The following is a 15,124-nucleotide window of genomic DNA, read 5'->3' as shown; positions in this document are numbered from 1 at the left end:
GTGTCATCGATTGCACACAAACGGAACACGATTCCACGGAAATCCTTGCACTACCAAACACCGTTGGAAGTATTTTTGAGTTACTTAGATGAAGCTGTTTTGTCTAGCTTAATTTGACAAATCAAATTCTTTAAAATACAAACTTGCTTATAAATAATCATGCGGATATTTTTTTAATAAACGCTTAAAGAACTGACGTAACTGACGAACTGTTATTTCTCCAGCTTGATATTGCGCGATAATCTTTTGAAAATTCGCTTCCTCTTTATTGGTAGCTTGTTTCCAAAACAACCCCAAATATGTTGAGCGGCATTCACTTCTGCACGCTTATCTTCCGGCGCTCTCTCTGCTTGTTCAAGAAGCTCAAAAAATAAGACAAAGTCTATATATTGCTTATTTTTTAATACGTTACGAATCTTTTGACAAATGCTCGCCGACTTCGTCAATACAGCATACTTCCGCTTGACCCATAATTTCTCCGCAGCATTGGCGTCTTGATCCAAGTAGATTTGCATCTTTTCTGCAGATCAATTCTTATCTTTGACTTCTAACATAATATCAATCGGCTGATCAGGAGGAAGTTGCTCTAAAAATTTAATAAAGGGTTGATTCGCAATCGTTTCGAAATGGGCACCGGCTTTTTTTCCAGGCGCTTGTTGACTGTAATGAATTTTTTGACGACCATCAGCTGGCTGCCAAGTTCGACCGGAAGCTTGAATATAGTCACTCAATGATGTGTCATCAATTGGAAGACGCACTTCATGATGCAAATTATCAAAAATAGCGGGTGACCCTGTTTGTTCACTAATCGTCAGTACGTCTTGCAAAGTCAGCCTCTACCAACTGATACAAAGCCATATGTTCTCTAATAGATTCAATAATATCAAGAATAATCGCCTGACCTTCATTGAGAATAGTCGTCTTAATCGACTATTTCTGAAGAATCTCTACATCTAAAGAAACAATCGCTAATTTACACGTAGTCCCACCAAGATCTATGGCAATAATCTTATCTTTCATCCAAATTGCTCCATTGCTATTCCATTTGCTAGACTGCGATACGCTTTAAGCCAATTCTTCCCTCACTGCATCTAAGGCAGAGCGGATGACCTGGTCCATATTATAATATTTGTACTGACCGAGTCGCCCACCAAAATGCACCTTAGGAAAATCTTTCGCTAAAGCCACATACTCTTCATACAACCGATTATTCAACTCATCATTCACCGGATAATAAGGCTCATCACCGGTTTCCCACTCTTTAGAATATTCTCGTGTGATGACCGTCTTCTCTTGTTGACCAAATTCAAAATGCTTATGTTCAATAATTCGCGTGTAAGGCGTTTCACGATCCGTATAATTAACTACGGCATTTCCTTGATAATTCGCTATATTCAATACTTCCGTCTCAAAGCGAAGACTACGATACTCTAGCATCCCTAATTCAAAATCAAAGAATTGGTCAATTTGACCAGTATAAATAATACGGTCAAAGTCGCGTAAGTATGCATCTTTCTTATTAAAAAAGTCAGTATTTAACTGAACTTGAATATTAGGATGGTCAAGCATTTTCTCAACAATTTGCGTATACCCACCCACCGGAATGCCTTGATGAGGATCGTTGAAGTAATTATTATCATACGTAAATCTTAACGGTAGCCGACGAATAATAAAGGCCGGTAACTCTGTAGCAGACTTGCCCCATTGCTTCTCAGTATAACCTTTGATTAGCTTCTCATAAACGTCCTGTCCCACAAGCGCAATCGCTTGTTCTTCAAGATTTTTCGGTTCGCCCGTCACTTGGCCACGTTGTTCATTAATCTTAGCCAGAGCCTCATCTGGCGTTATAACTCCCCATAATTTGTTAAAGGTATTCATATTAAAAGGCAGATTGTAAATTTCGCCCTTGTAATTGGCAATCGGGCTATTAATGTAATGGTTGAAGTCCGCAAACTGATTCACATACTCCCATACCTCATCATCGCTCGTATGAAAGATGTGCGCACCGAAAGTGTGAACTTGAATACCTTCAATCTCTTCAGTATATATATGACCCGCTAGGTGGTTGGCTTTTTCAATAACTTGAACCTGATGCCCTGCCAATGCCAACTCTCGGGCATATGTCGCCCCATATATTCCAGCTCCAACGATTAAATATTGACTCACTAGTTTCTACTTCCTTTCCTTAGTAACCTGCAATCGTTCGAACTAAACGATAGATGCGATTAGACGTCCACCTTCCCGTTCGAGACGTGGGCTTAAGTATTTTTGCGAAAACGGTCCGATTAATACGAGTATAGACTTGGTCATTAATCCGCTCAAGTTCATTCCACAGAGCAACTTTCTCTTTCATCGCTTCATCCGTTCCAATCTTATTCAATAAAGAACTGGAAATAGAGATGACAGCTTCCAGGTGGCGAATTAAATACGCCTCACTCTCTGGTACTGACGAATCGGTCCAATCTGTCGCTTCAATCATTAACTTATTCACCTTCAATTGTTGGTCAATGCGTTTAATCATATTGGACTCTGTAATCGATTGGTCCTCGCGCCCGATATAATAGCGGTACAAGTCAACGTCAATATACTTCATCGTTTGCACATGTTTAAATGGCAAGTAGACATACAAGTTATCAACATAAAATGTCTTCTCCGGTAAAGTCAGATTAATCCGACGTAATAAAGCCGTATTATAGATTAAAGCATGCATCATCAAGTACTTTCCACGTGGAAAATTCGTAGCCAAATCCCATGAGAACACCTCTCCAGTTGGAAACGTATTGTTGAAGTTAATCGTCCGGTTCAAAGTCTTACCTTCTCGTTCGTAGACATAATTATTAATTAACAAGTCCACTTCTTGATGATTTTCTTCAAGACGTGCGATCTCTTCCATCACCGTCTTCAAGCTCTCTTCATCCGCCCAATCATCACTATCAATGACTTTAAAATACTTCCCTTGAGCCTGCTGTAACCCACTATTAATGCCCCCACCATGACCTTTATTCTCTTGGTGAATCACACGGATAATCTCCGGATAGGCTGTTTGGTAGGCCTCCGCAATCTGAGCTGTTGCGTCTGTTGAGCCATCATTAATGATTAAAATCTCCATCCGATCATCACCAATTAATAATGATTCAATACAACGGTCGAGATAATCTTGGGAATTATAAGACGGCACAATAATTGAAATTAACTTCATTATTTCATTCCTTTCTTAATCCGTTCTATATCAATTATATAACAATATAAACGAATTAGATGCTAAATTATTTCATAATGACAAACTTCATCATGGGATAATTCACAACGACTTGAACAATAATATTCACGACATTGGCTAATAATTGTGCAACCCCTAAGCTAAAGCCCCAGTTTGTTAAAAGACCAATCACATAAGGAGGTAGAACAATCGACAGAATCCCAGCGACCACAACCGTTAAGATATACCAATGGATGGTCTTAGAAATCTGATTAGATGCTTTAAATACTAGGTACCTTTGGACAAAATAATTAACAATTTGTGCCATCACATAGGCCAACAAGAAAGATAAGAAACCACCTAGGCCCCCATTATCAACCGAATAATCGAAGATAAACCATTGAAATGGTTGTGACTGTAAGCTACTAAATAGAAAAGTCGTACTGATCCAAAGAACAACAAAGTTCGTCACTGTCGCAACATTCGACAGCACATTAAACTTAATAAACTCCCATAAGTCTGGATGCTCTTCTCCCCAACTTTTAATGGCATTAATCATTACTTTCACCTGCTTTGTTTACTTTTTGATTAAGGAAATAATTCTTAACTAAACGACCCACACCACTAAAGAAATGCCCATTAACAATGTATAAGATATCATCTACCATCGCATGGTTCACCATCCCTAAAGTCATCTTCTGAATCGCACGGAAGGTCATATTATAATTGAAATATAAATTCAGATTTGGCTTACCTTTTTTGTTACTACGTTCAATCAGCGCAGTGATCACCTTATACACTAACCTTCCGATCGGACTTTTAGCATAATACAATTGCGAGATTGAATCATTGTGTGTCAGAGGGGCCTTTTTATCCCAATGGCTTTCAGGGATTGGACGTCCTAATAAAGCTTCAAAGTCCTCAGCACTTACTTCTTTCACTTTTCCAGTAAAATAAGTCTCGAATTGCGTTTGATGATACAAGCCTTTAGCATCAATTCCTTCAAGTTCAACTGTTTCTTCCAAGCGAATATCGCGTGAACTTGCACCAACCAAGATATCATAAGCTCCAGCCTCAACTTCCCATTGGTTATTCTGAGGGTTAAAAAATTCAAAGGCATGCTTACTTAATTCAAGGTTCACTACTTTGGACTCGCCTGCTTCAAGGTGCACTTTAGCAAAAGCAACCAACTCCTTCACCGGTCTAAACACATATTCAGACGCTTTTTGAACATAGACTTGCACCACTTCTGAACCAGCTAGATCGCCTGTATTGGACACTGTTACTTGTACTCTATGCCCTTCAACCGTCAATCCTCCGTAAGCAAATCTCGTATAACTTAAACCATGCCCAAAAGGATAACGCACCGGGGCTTCCACTTTGTCATAATAACGGTAACCGACATAAAGCCCATCACGATACTCAGCCGTTAATTCTAGGCCTGGGAAATACTTCTCGTTCGGCACATCAGAATAGGTTAAAGGATACGTCTCGTTCAACTTCCCAGAAGGATTACAACGACCCGTTAAAATATCGAGAATCGCCCGCGCCCCCGCTTGACCGCTTAAGTAAGAATGAATAATCGCGTCGACATCATCCGCAAAAGGCAATTCAACCACTGAACCACCTGAGAGAACAATCACGACATGCTCATTCACCGAACGGATAGCTTTCACTAAGTCGAGTTGGTTCTTCTCCAAACGAATGTGTGTCCGGTCAATCCCTTCAGACTCAGAGATTTCTGTTAAGCCCATAAAAATCACTACTTTATCGACCTTTTTACTCAGGTCAATCGCTTCGTTTAGTAATCCTGGATCTTCCTTACCGTCACGGCGATAACCTCTAGTATGTTGAACCTCACTAAAATTATATTGTTCTTTCAAATCAATCAAGTTATCTAATTGCGTTGGGTTAACGGTAGAAGACCCCGCCCCCTGATAGCGTGCTTCATATAAGAAGTCACCAATAAAGGCAACTGACTCCTTACCACTTAGAGGCAAAGCTTGGTTTGTATTCTTTAATAAGACAATACTTTCTTGAGCTGCTTGATAGGCAATTTGATGATGTGTCTTCTTAGTCGCTTCTTCTAAACTGTCTTTTCCAGGGTTTGGTATTTGAATTTGTAAGAGAACATCTAATAACTCATCCACCCGTTGGTCAAGCAGACTTTCATCTAAGCGTCCAGTTTGAACCGCTTCGACAAGCTCAAGGGCTCCGGGTCTTCCTGTAGCTGGCATCTCTAGATGACTCCCTTGACGCACACCTTCCACATGATCATTGCTACCACCCCAATCGGTCACAACCGCGCCTTTATAGCCCCACTCGCCATAGAGAATATCTTGTAATAAGTGCTCATGCTCATTGGCATAGACCCCATTCACTGGATTATAGGACGTCATCAAGAATTTCGGTTGACTCGTTTCGACCGCAATCTCAAAGCCTTGCAAGTAGATTTCACGCAAAGTCCGCTCATCCACTACAGAATCCACCGACATTCTACGTAACTCTTGGCTATTAACTGCGTAATGCTTAGGTGAAGCTGCAATGCCATTACTTTGAATACCCTTAATCATTGCTGAGGCCAATTCCCCTGTTAAGATAGGATCCTCACTAAAATATTCAAAGTTTCGTCCACCCATTGGATTACGTTTAATATTCATCCCTGGTCCTAAGAGTACATTCACACCTAATTCAACTGCTTCACGCCCTAAGGCTTCCCCAACCCGTTCAATCAGGTCAACGTCCCAACTATTCGCTAAAGTCGCTGCTGTTGGAAACGCCGTCGCTTGAATACTCTCATTCAAACCAAGATGATCCGCACTCCCTAACTGCTTACGTATACCATGTGGACCATCCGCTAAGAAGATAGAAGGAACTCCCTCTTCTTCGAACGTCCAAGTCTCCCAAGTATTCTTACCAGACATTAACATCGCTTTTTGCTCAAGCGATAATTTATTAATAATATTTGGATACTTCATTGTTTTGCTCCAATCAATTTTATCTAACAAATCCTTCTCTCTTATTGTAAAAATTTACAACTACAACTTAACAAAACTATACTATTACTGCCATACTTCATACATAGACAGTCATTTTTATTTCAAATTTTGAACAGAATTTTCTTAAAATAAATGAACGAGCTGCTACATTGAGTGACACTCAACCGATACAGCTCGTTCTGGATATCCTCTAAATAATAGGATTCAGTCATTATAAAATATTCATACAGCATAAGCCCATAAGGTTACTTTCGTAGAATCTTTTATTATCTCCCAAATTTAGTCTATTTCGATTTTGTCCTGTTCGATTAATAAATTCGACTCACTATTAATCAACATATTTTTCCGTTCTCTCATCTTGGATTACACCACTGTAATTAATACCGTACCCAAAATCATAAGTATTACCTTCACTATCCACATATGGCTCCATGTCTCTAGCAACATCTTCTTGTTGAGATTCAACAGTATCCATGTTAGCTGGGAATTGAATTGGTAATAACCCTTGTGGTTCATGGTTACCTAAGATTACTTCAAGGTAAGCTGAATCGTCGACTCCGAATCCAACAACAATCGCATCAACAAGTTCTTCAAACTCTGACATGATCACTGGGTTTTTAGCTTTCATTACGACAATAATTGGAATATCTCTACCTGATGCTTCAACTAATTCAACTGCTTCAAGAACAGCATCTAAGTCTGCTTCATTACCAATGATTGATGTGTTTCCTTTGTAACTTCTATTTTCCTTAGTTCCATCTTCAAGAGTATCTCCACCAATAGAAACTTCTCGAACATTATCCCCATCAGCAGTATATGGACGATATTGTAATGATAATGGATAGTATTCATTATCAGCGTTGATACCTGCATTACTGAAGTTTGAACCATTATTAGGACTTTCCATACCAACAATGACTAAGTCAACATTAGATAAATCAGTAACACGCTCAAATTCTGTAATATTACCTTCTTCATCCGTTGTAGCTGTATCTGTCACAACTTCTTTGAAATATTGTTCTGCTGATTCAATATTTAAAGTAGATTTGTGCGTAGTAGTAGACTCTTCTGTTAATGGTAATGAAACATTTGATGTCATTGGGATATACACTACTTTATCTTTGAATGTTTCAATATCTTGTTCTGCGATAACATTATCTTTATTCTTCAGCATTACAATTGAATCTAATTGAGCTTGATAACCTGCTTCAACTTTATCTTCTGAAGCAACAGTCACTGCTGATTCTTCAGGGACTAGGTAAGGGTTCTCAAATGCACCTACTAATAGAGTGTTGCGAACAATTCGCTTACCACTTTCTTTGAATCTTTCATCCGCTGTTTGATCTACTTCTCCGTTATCATATGCTTCTTCCCATAATTCATAAGCATCTAGAATTGGTTGCATAGCATTATTTCCACCGAACATATCTAATCCTGCTTTAATAATATGGAAGTGTCTTTCTGCTTCAGTTGCATCTTCATACCCAAAGGCAGATCCACCAGGACGATCAGGGTTTTCATCATTATAACGAGTTACACCCCAGTCTGTTACAAGAACGCCGTCAAATCCTTCTTCATCTCTTAGTTTTGAAATAAGCTCTTCATTATAAGCAGTACCAACTGGATCTTCACCGAATAATGGGTTACCGTCCGCATCTAATTGAATTGAGTAAGATGTCATCATTGCTGATACTTGAGCAGTTTCACCACTTAAGTTTAAGCCACTATCAATAAATAATTGATAATGCTCATCAAAGTTTCCTCCAGGGTATACTCCAAACTTCCCTTCGAATGTATGACTTTCACGACCAGATTCACCTGGACCGTCACCTGGGAAGTGTTTAATCATAATATTAATAGAGTCTTCTCCCCAACCTTGGTCATTGCCTTCTTCATCATAAGTTGATTGTGATTGGTTGGCATATGCTTCTGCCATATCAGACGCCAAATCGATATCTTCACCAAATGTTCCGTCAATACGTAGCCAACGTGGCTCGGTAGCTAATTCAATCTGTGGACCTAAAGCTGTTGTAAGTCCCATAGCGCGATATTCTGCTGATGACATCACAGAGAACTGTTGCATGGTTTCTGGATTGAAAGTTGCTGCTAACCCTAGATTAGATGGCCACCTTGAGATATCCTCACCCGCTGCATTGTATGCACCAGTTGTATCACCTGCACCTGAACGTGGGTCTGAACTAAAGTTAACAGGAATAATCGGTAGTCCATTATCTAAGTTTTCAACAAATGCTTGCATTTCATTAGCCCATTTTACAGTAGCTTCTACATCATTTGGTCCAGCGTGCAAGACATTTCTAACTCCATCATTTTCTAAGAATGCAATTTGATCTTCTGTTAATCCTTCAGATTGCTCTCTCTGGTGAGAACTGAATAGCATTAATCCGGCAATTTGTTCTGTAGTTAATTCCTCAGCTAAAGCGGCTGCCCTAGTCTCGGTATCTTCACGCCAGTCTTCCCATACGTCTAATTTACCGTTACCATTCATATCCTTAAAGTAGTAAGTTTCTCCATCTACTTCTTCAGTTAGAATTTGAATACCACTACTTAATGAGAATCCGATCTTTGGTCCACCATTTGGGTTTTCAACAATCCCAAACTTAGTTACACCATCATCAAACTCAGTGTATTCGAAATCATAAGTTGTCGCCGATGCTTCTGATTCTTCTGATTCTTCAGCATATGGGTCATCTGCTGCATCGCCACTTTCATTTGCATATGGATCATCATTTGCATATGGATCATCGTTGGCGTAAGGATCGTCATTTGCGTACGGGTCATCGTTGGCGTAAGGATCGTCATTTGCGTATGGGTCATCATCGTTGGCGTAAGGATCGTCATTTGCATAAGGGTCATCATTTGCATATGGATCATCTGCCTCATTATCTTCTGTGGCATATGGATCTGCTTGTGCTAGAATTTTTACTTTACTTGATTGACTTGATTGACTAATGCCACTTCCTAAACTCGTTGCTGAAACAACGGTATTCATACTTGCCGAAGAAACTGACGCTAAAACTAACCCACAAAGTAGTACTCTTTCTTTCCATGACTTTGGTTTCATTTTATTCCTCCATTATTCGTTACTATTTTATTCAGTAATGCTTGCTTTATTAATCTTTCTTACAAGTAAAAGTGCGAACGAAATCAATACTAGAGCCGTAACAACAACATATGCCAATAACCACCATGGGAATGCTTTGTTGAACGCATCAGTAGCCGCAGAATTCGCAACTGTATACAAGATATTCTTCGTTGCTTTTCTCAATGCTTGTCTACCCGTATTAGTATCTGTACTTAATCGAGATGGTTCTCTACCAACTGGTGTTAACATCAGGTCTCCACCGTTACGAATTGCTTGATCAGCATCCATAAACCATTGATAGTTATAGTCTGTAATCACCATCCCTTCAAATCCCCATTCATCTCTTAACACTGTGTTTAATAAGGCATTATCCGCCCCAGCCCAAAGTGTTCCAAGTCTGTTGAATGAAGACATAATAGCAGTTGTATTTCCTTCTTTAACAGGAATTTCAAATGCCTTTAGATATAATTCACGAATTGCTTGTTCGTTAGACCAAGTAGCAACCCCTAAGCGGTTAGTTTCTTGATCATTCACCGCAAAGTGTTTTACATACATATAGACACCATCTTCAAGAGCAGCTTCAGTTACTTCTGCTGCCATTTTCCCTGATAGAAGTGGGTCTTCAGAATAATACTCGAAGTTGCGTCCTGAGAATGGAGTACGGTGTAAGTTTACAGCTGGTGCATATAGTCCCACGACATTATTCGCTAAAGCTTCAGAAGCGAAGGCAGAACCCATCTGACTAGCTAAATCTTTACTCCATGTTGATCCAATTACTGTTCCAGAGTTGAACTGAACACCTGTCACACCTGTTAACAAGGCGTTAATACCAGCAGGACCATCAACATCAGTAGTTGCAGGCTTTTCAATAGAATCAATAGCTTGTGTCGCATATCCACCGTAACCTACCAGTTTAACCATATCTTCTATTGATACTTGTTCTAACAAGTCATCCCATAACGGATCATTGTAATCTAAGCCTGTCAGATCAGATAGCACTAAACCGTGATCAGCAAATACAATATCTTCATCTTCTTCATTATCTTCAACTGGAATATCTCTAATCTCAGCTAGAATTTCTTCAGAAGCATCTGTATGTTCCGTTCTTTCTGTTGGTAATGTTCCTTCCCAATCAGCACGACTTACATATTCCAAATCAGCTTCAGCGTGCTCAAATTGTTTTTCAGCAACAATTTGGTCCGTAGATCTTGGTGTTTCATTGAAGACAACGGTTGAATCTTGATTGTATTCAAAGGAATCAATCACATCATGTGAGTTATTCATTAATTTAATTTCATATGTTCCTTCATCAAGTACATAGGCTTGATTCTCTAAGTGATCAAATGAAGCCATATCATCGATCTTGAATGTCAATTCAAGCTCTTGACTTGCATTTGGTTCAAGTAAATCTGTCTTAGCAAAATCAGCTAAAACTACGTGTGATTTCTCAATTCCCCCCTCAGTATAAGGAGCTGTAAAGTACACTTGTCCTACTTCTTTACCTGCTACATCACCTGTATTAGTTACTTCAACCGTTAATGTAATGTTTTCATCGTCGATTTGACTATCTGTAATTTCTTGTTCGAAGGTCGTATATGACAGTCCATAACCAAATGGATATTGAACTAATTCTCTATAAGCTTCTTCATCAACTTCACCTGTTACATTATCAACAAAGCGTGTCTCATAGAATCTGTACCCCATATAAATACCTTCATTATAATTTAAAAATTTCTCATATTGATTATTACCGTCATTACTATTTAAGTAAGCAAAATCTCCCGCATTATAATAAGCTGGTGATGTTGTTAAATCATATGCATAAGTATCTACTAAACGTCCAGAAGGATTAATTTCTCCCGCTAAGACTTTACCTAAGGCATTATTACCTGTTGAACCTGGACCACCAATCCAAAGCGAAGAAGTAATGGCCTCATCTTGTAAGAACCCTAACTCCATTGCGTTACTCGAGTTAATTACAACAACGATATTTTCAAAGCCACTTTCTTTTACTTTATTCAGTAAGTCTTCCTCAATATCTTGTAACTCTAAGTATGATTTACCTGGTGTACCATTTTGATACTCTTCCATATCCATTGGCAAGTCGCCACCTTCTCCACCATTTCTAGAAAAGACTACTACTGCCACGTCTGAATAATCAACCGAATTAGCCAATAACTCATCAGTCAATGAATCCATATCTGGCTCATAAATGTTATAATCTCCACCATCAAGGTTGAAGTTATCTTGTTCATCCTTCTCTGGTTTATTACCATTATAGAAATCCACAAGTTCTGGGTTTAATGTAAATCCTGCATTCTCTAAACCTTCTTGGAATGTAACGTTTGCTGATTCGTCAGATGCACCTGAACCAGATCCACCAAAAACTGTCGCAACTGACCCGATACCGAATACATTTAATTGCTTAACATCAGACAGTGGTAAGCTATTATTTTGGTTTTCGAGTAAAACAATCCCTTCACCTTGAATAGATTCTGTTAATGCTTTTGAATTATCTTGTGCTTCAACTAAGGTTGTTTCATCAACCTGACTTGAAGTTAGATACAAATCAATTACATTGTTGAACATATTGATAGCGACACTTGCCACTGAAAATATAACTAGGATGAGGCTCATTAACATAATGAACCATTTGTTATTTTTGAATAATTTCTTATTTGTTTTTTTAATACCCCATATCGCAAAAATAATTAATAATACCGAAATTATTGGTACAATATAAGCCATTAAATTTGTAGTAAACTCAATATTCATATTCTTCTCCTTTGATAAAAATTTAATTTAACCATTGAACAACTTTCAAAAGTGCCTCCTTTCAACAATCTTAATTTCAAACTTAGTATATCTTTAATCGAGAATCAGGAAACGCTTTCTTCATAACTGGTCCTTTTTCTTGCATTTTTGGTAACGCTAACAATTTTCTGTTTTATCAATAAAAAAACAGCCAGAATATTTTTTCTGACTGAACACCTATAAAATTGCATTATAAACTTATTCAGGTAGAGGAAATACGACTTGCAAGGTAAACCATTTATCCTCAGTATTAATATTCATATGGCCCCCATACTTGTTTGCAATATAGCGAATACTCTTTAGGCCATAACCATGATAAACTTTATCTTGCTTAGAAGTTTCTGGTAGGTCTTCAAAATAACCAATATCATCCTCAAGAAAATTATCAACTCTTAATACTACCATCTTTCCTTTGCTTAGAAGTTTTAATGTGATTAACCTTTTTTCCTTATCTTTATACTTCTCGACATGTTCGATAGCATTATCTAGCGCATTCCCTAATAAACTTACTTGATCAGTAACCTGCATATAATTCAAAAGCTCCCCATTAGCAATACAAGTAAAATTAATGTCATTGGTGACACAATATTGATTTTTCTGAGTTAGAAAAGTATCAATAACCGGATTACCTGTTTCAATTTTTGCTTCTAAGTTTTCAATAGATTTTTTCAGTTTTTCTAGATACTTTTCTCGTTTCTCTTGATTGATTTCAGATAAAATGATATCAAGTTGATGCTTTAAATCATGCGATTTTCGGTTTATGTAGAATGTACTTTCAGCATAAGACTTATATTGACGGTATTGATTGTTGAATAGATGTCGAATATTATCAACCTCCGACTTTCGGAATTGATCATTCCTCAAGTATTGTTGGATGTATAACATGAGTAGCCCTGACACATTTGCAAATGTTCTTAAACTAAATATAGCTAAGGAGTTCCCTAAATTGAATATCGTTTCTGATACAAGAAATCCGATATTACTCATTGAGAAAATAATCGCTACTAACAATATAGACGTTAGTGTATCTTTCCAAGAGAAAGTATAGAGCACTTCTTTCATTTCAATATTCTTCTCAGCATAGATGATGAATATACTTATTATTAGGTAAATCCCTAAATTAAAAATCAGTTCTCGCCAATAAAACTGTAAGTTTTCTTCATAAAAGACCAAGCAATACACTAACCAAGACGTGGATGCCATTAATTCGGATAACATGAATGACTTAGATAGAACAAAGATATTCGGAAATAGTGTTAATCTTGTAAGTAACCTAATCGAGATTCCCATCCACACAATATTCATTAACATACCGGGTATCCACCACACTAAAGGTAAAGTCCCTGCGAATAATTGCAATGCTAATTGTATTATGCCTAATAGAATCGCTCTAATAATCCATCGAATATCCAATTTTCTATAAATAAGAAATGAATATAAGACCACTGCAAACCATTCTGCTATAGCTGTCAGATATCTTGGAATATCTGGTAAAATTTCTGAAGGTATCATATAACTTGTTCTCCTAAGAAATCAGTAAATCGTTCAATAAACTCTTTCTTTTTTGATCGACTAATCTGAATCATCTCACCATCAATATATATCGTATTTTTATCAACTTTATCAATGTAGTTAAAATTAACAATATAAGAGTTTGAGCATCTAAAAAATATCTGGTTATCTAAACGGGTTTCTGTATTTTTCATTGTATCAATGATGGTGTACTCATTATCTAATGTCACAAAATCAATATAATGACCCTGTGATTGAACATATTTAATCACATTTTGATTTATTCTTTTTATTGTCCCACTTACTCTTAGTACGATTGAACTCTCATCTTTGTTACGACTTGTAATTTTTTTTATAATTTTTTTAAAATGCTCCTCAAAAGTAAAATATGCTAATGGCTTTAATAAAAAGTCTGTTGCTTCAACTGAATACCCTTGGATGGCAACTTGAGCATGGTTGGTTACAAAGACAATGAGTACTTCTGAATCTTTGCTCCGTATTTTCTGAGCAGCAGTCATTCCATCCATATACTTCATCTCGACATCAAAGTAGATAATGTCATACAGATTATCGAACTTATCTACAAACTCCAAGCCATCATTAAATAAAAAAATATTTACAACGATATCTAATTTTTTTGCACAATTCTCAATATGACTTACTAGAATATCTTGAGCTTGTTTATTATCCTCAACTATTGCAATATTCAATGATTACATCCCCCTAATACAAATACCTTATATATTAAATTTGAAAATCTAGCTACCAATCTATTATATACTATAGTGTAAGTGGATTAATTTGTAAATCAACTTATTCTTATTAAGTTAGAAGTTGGATTGTTAGTTAGTTTGATTATATCTGAAATCAGGGGGCAAATCGGAGGTCACCAAACATTAAGATGCTTAAAAAACTTAGACTTTATTAGTCCAGGCTGGTTATAATCTATATCTATTAAATACGTCCTAGCTTACCAATCTAGTCTGCACTATCCAATCCATACCTCCCCCCTATCTTCTGACAATTTTATATCCTTTTAACAAAAAAACTTTTTTTCTCCTTAATTTTATTATTTTCAATCCTTATACTTGTGATTAGTTGAGGCAATTAATGATTAGTTTTATGCGATTTATAAATTAATTTTCTCAATTAAATACACCTTTGTTTTTTGTTATATTATATAACGATGTTATCCTAATCTTGGTTAACATTATCAAAACAGCCTTATTTCGCGTTATATTTTATAACACCATCCGTCATAACTAACTTGTTTTGTGTATTTTTCATTAATTTTGATTTGTCAAATTAAGCTAGACAAAACTGTTTCATCTAAGTAACTCAAAAATACTTCCAACGGTGTTCGGTAGTGTAAGGATTTCCGTGGAATCGTGTTCCGTTTGTGTGCAATCGATGACACAAAGCTTTGGTCTACTTGATTAAAGTCCATTCCTTTTGGCAGTCCGTCTCTGCGTAATAAACCATTGGAATTCTCATTCA

General features: G+C 37.1%; 9 protein-coding genes and 3 pseudogenes. 1 reads left to right on the top strand and 11 read right to left on the bottom strand.

Annotation, left to right across the window (positions count from 1 at the left end; translation table 11 throughout):
* Positions 1 to 117 (top strand): annotated as a pseudogene (locus tag FEZ33_RS10485) (IS30 family transposase); the annotation flags it as partial.
* 30 nt (positions 118 to 147) lie between these two features.
* Here the strand turns inward: FEZ33_RS10485 and FEZ33_RS10475 are convergent.
* The 11 genes and pseudogenes from FEZ33_RS10475 to FEZ33_RS10425 all read right to left on the bottom strand — a co-directional run.
* Positions 148 to 515 (bottom strand): annotated as a pseudogene (locus FEZ33_RS10475) (DUF1722 domain-containing protein).
* A gap of 12 nt (positions 516 to 527) precedes the next feature.
* Positions 528 to 827 carry an apurinic/apyrimidinic endonuclease family protein gene (locus FEZ33_RS10470; RefSeq protein WP_171031372.1) on the bottom strand — a complete coding sequence of 100 codons (300 nt, stop codon included), beginning with the start codon at positions 825 to 827 and terminating at the stop codon, positions 528 to 530.
* Positions 828 to 1,065: 238 nt separating this feature from the next.
* Positions 1,066 to 2,166 carry a UDP-galactopyranose mutase gene (gene glf, locus FEZ33_RS10465; protein ID WP_138405333.1) on the bottom strand — a complete coding sequence of 367 codons (1,101 nt, stop codon included), beginning with the start codon at positions 2,164 to 2,166 and terminating at the stop codon, positions 1,066 to 1,068.
* Between the two features lie 19 nt (positions 2,167 to 2,185).
* Positions 2,186 to 3,199, bottom strand: a complete 1,014-nt coding sequence (locus FEZ33_RS10460) for a glycosyltransferase family 2 protein (protein ID WP_138405332.1) — start codon at positions 3,197 to 3,199, stop codon at positions 2,186 to 2,188.
* A gap of 67 nt (positions 3,200 to 3,266) precedes the next feature.
* The gene (locus tag FEZ33_RS10455; protein ID WP_138405337.1) at positions 3,267 to 3,746 is read right to left on the bottom strand and encodes a GtrA family protein; all 480 of its coding nucleotides are present in this window, start codon (positions 3,744 to 3,746) and stop codon (positions 3,267 to 3,269) included.
* Between the two features lie 4 nt (positions 3,747 to 3,750).
* Complete coding sequence (locus FEZ33_RS10450) at positions 3,751 to 6,177, bottom strand: beta-glucosidase (protein ID WP_138405338.1); 2,427 nt, start codon at positions 6,175 to 6,177, stop codon at positions 3,751 to 3,753.
* A gap of 349 nt (positions 6,178 to 6,526) precedes the next feature.
* Complete coding sequence (locus tag FEZ33_RS10445; RefSeq protein WP_138405331.1) at positions 6,527 to 9,280, bottom strand: glycoside hydrolase family 3 N-terminal domain-containing protein; 2,754 nt, start codon at positions 9,278 to 9,280, stop codon at positions 6,527 to 6,529.
* Between the two features lie 27 nt (positions 9,281 to 9,307).
* Positions 9,308 to 12,076, bottom strand: coding sequence for a glycoside hydrolase family 3 C-terminal domain-containing protein (locus FEZ33_RS10440; RefSeq protein ID WP_138405330.1), 2,769 nt, complete (start codon positions 12,074 to 12,076; stop codon positions 9,308 to 9,310).
* Positions 12,077 to 12,313: 237 nt separating this feature from the next.
* Positions 12,314 to 13,627 carry an ATP-binding protein gene (locus FEZ33_RS10435; protein WP_138405329.1) on the bottom strand — a complete coding sequence of 438 codons (1,314 nt, stop codon included), beginning with the start codon at positions 13,625 to 13,627 and terminating at the stop codon, positions 12,314 to 12,316.
* Positions 13,624 to 14,337 (bottom strand): LytR/AlgR family response regulator transcription factor, encoded by a 714-nt coding sequence (locus FEZ33_RS10430; protein WP_138405328.1) that lies wholly within the window; start codon positions 14,335 to 14,337, stop codon positions 13,624 to 13,626. The genes FEZ33_RS10435 and FEZ33_RS10430 overlap by 4 nt, the downstream gene beginning before the upstream one ends.
* Positions 14,338 to 14,927: 590 nt before the next feature.
* Positions 14,928 to 15,124, bottom strand: a pseudogene (locus FEZ33_RS10425) (IS30 family transposase); the annotation flags it as partial.

This window comes from Ruoffia tabacinasalis (genome assembly GCF_005864045.1).
Classification (GTDB): domain Bacteria; phylum Bacillota; class Bacilli; order Lactobacillales; family Aerococcaceae; genus Ruoffia; species Ruoffia tabacinasalis.
The sequence above is the reverse complement of the archived record's forward strand: the minus strand, read 5'-3'. Positions and strand labels throughout refer to the sequence as shown.

What these genes read in the sequence shown, in the direction of transcription:
- FEZ33_RS10460 (WP_138405332.1), bottom strand. Translation starts at nt 3,199, where the DNA reads ATGAAGTTAATTTCAATTATTGTGCCGTCTTATAATTCCCAAGATTAT.
- FEZ33_RS10450 (WP_138405338.1), bottom strand. Translation starts at nt 6,177, where the DNA reads ATGAAGTATCCAAATATTATTAATAAATTATCGCTTGAGCAAAAAGCG.
- FEZ33_RS10445 (WP_138405331.1), bottom strand. Translation starts at nt 9,280, where the DNA reads ATGAAACCAAAGTCATGGAAAGAAAGAGTACTACTTTGTGGGTTAGTT.
- FEZ33_RS10440 (WP_138405330.1), bottom strand. Translation starts at nt 12,076, where the DNA reads ATGAATATTGAGTTTACTACAAATTTAATGGCTTATATTGTACCAATA.
- FEZ33_RS10435 (WP_138405329.1), bottom strand. Translation starts at nt 13,627, where the DNA reads ATGATACCTTCAGAAATTTTACCAGATATTCCAAGATATCTGACAGCT.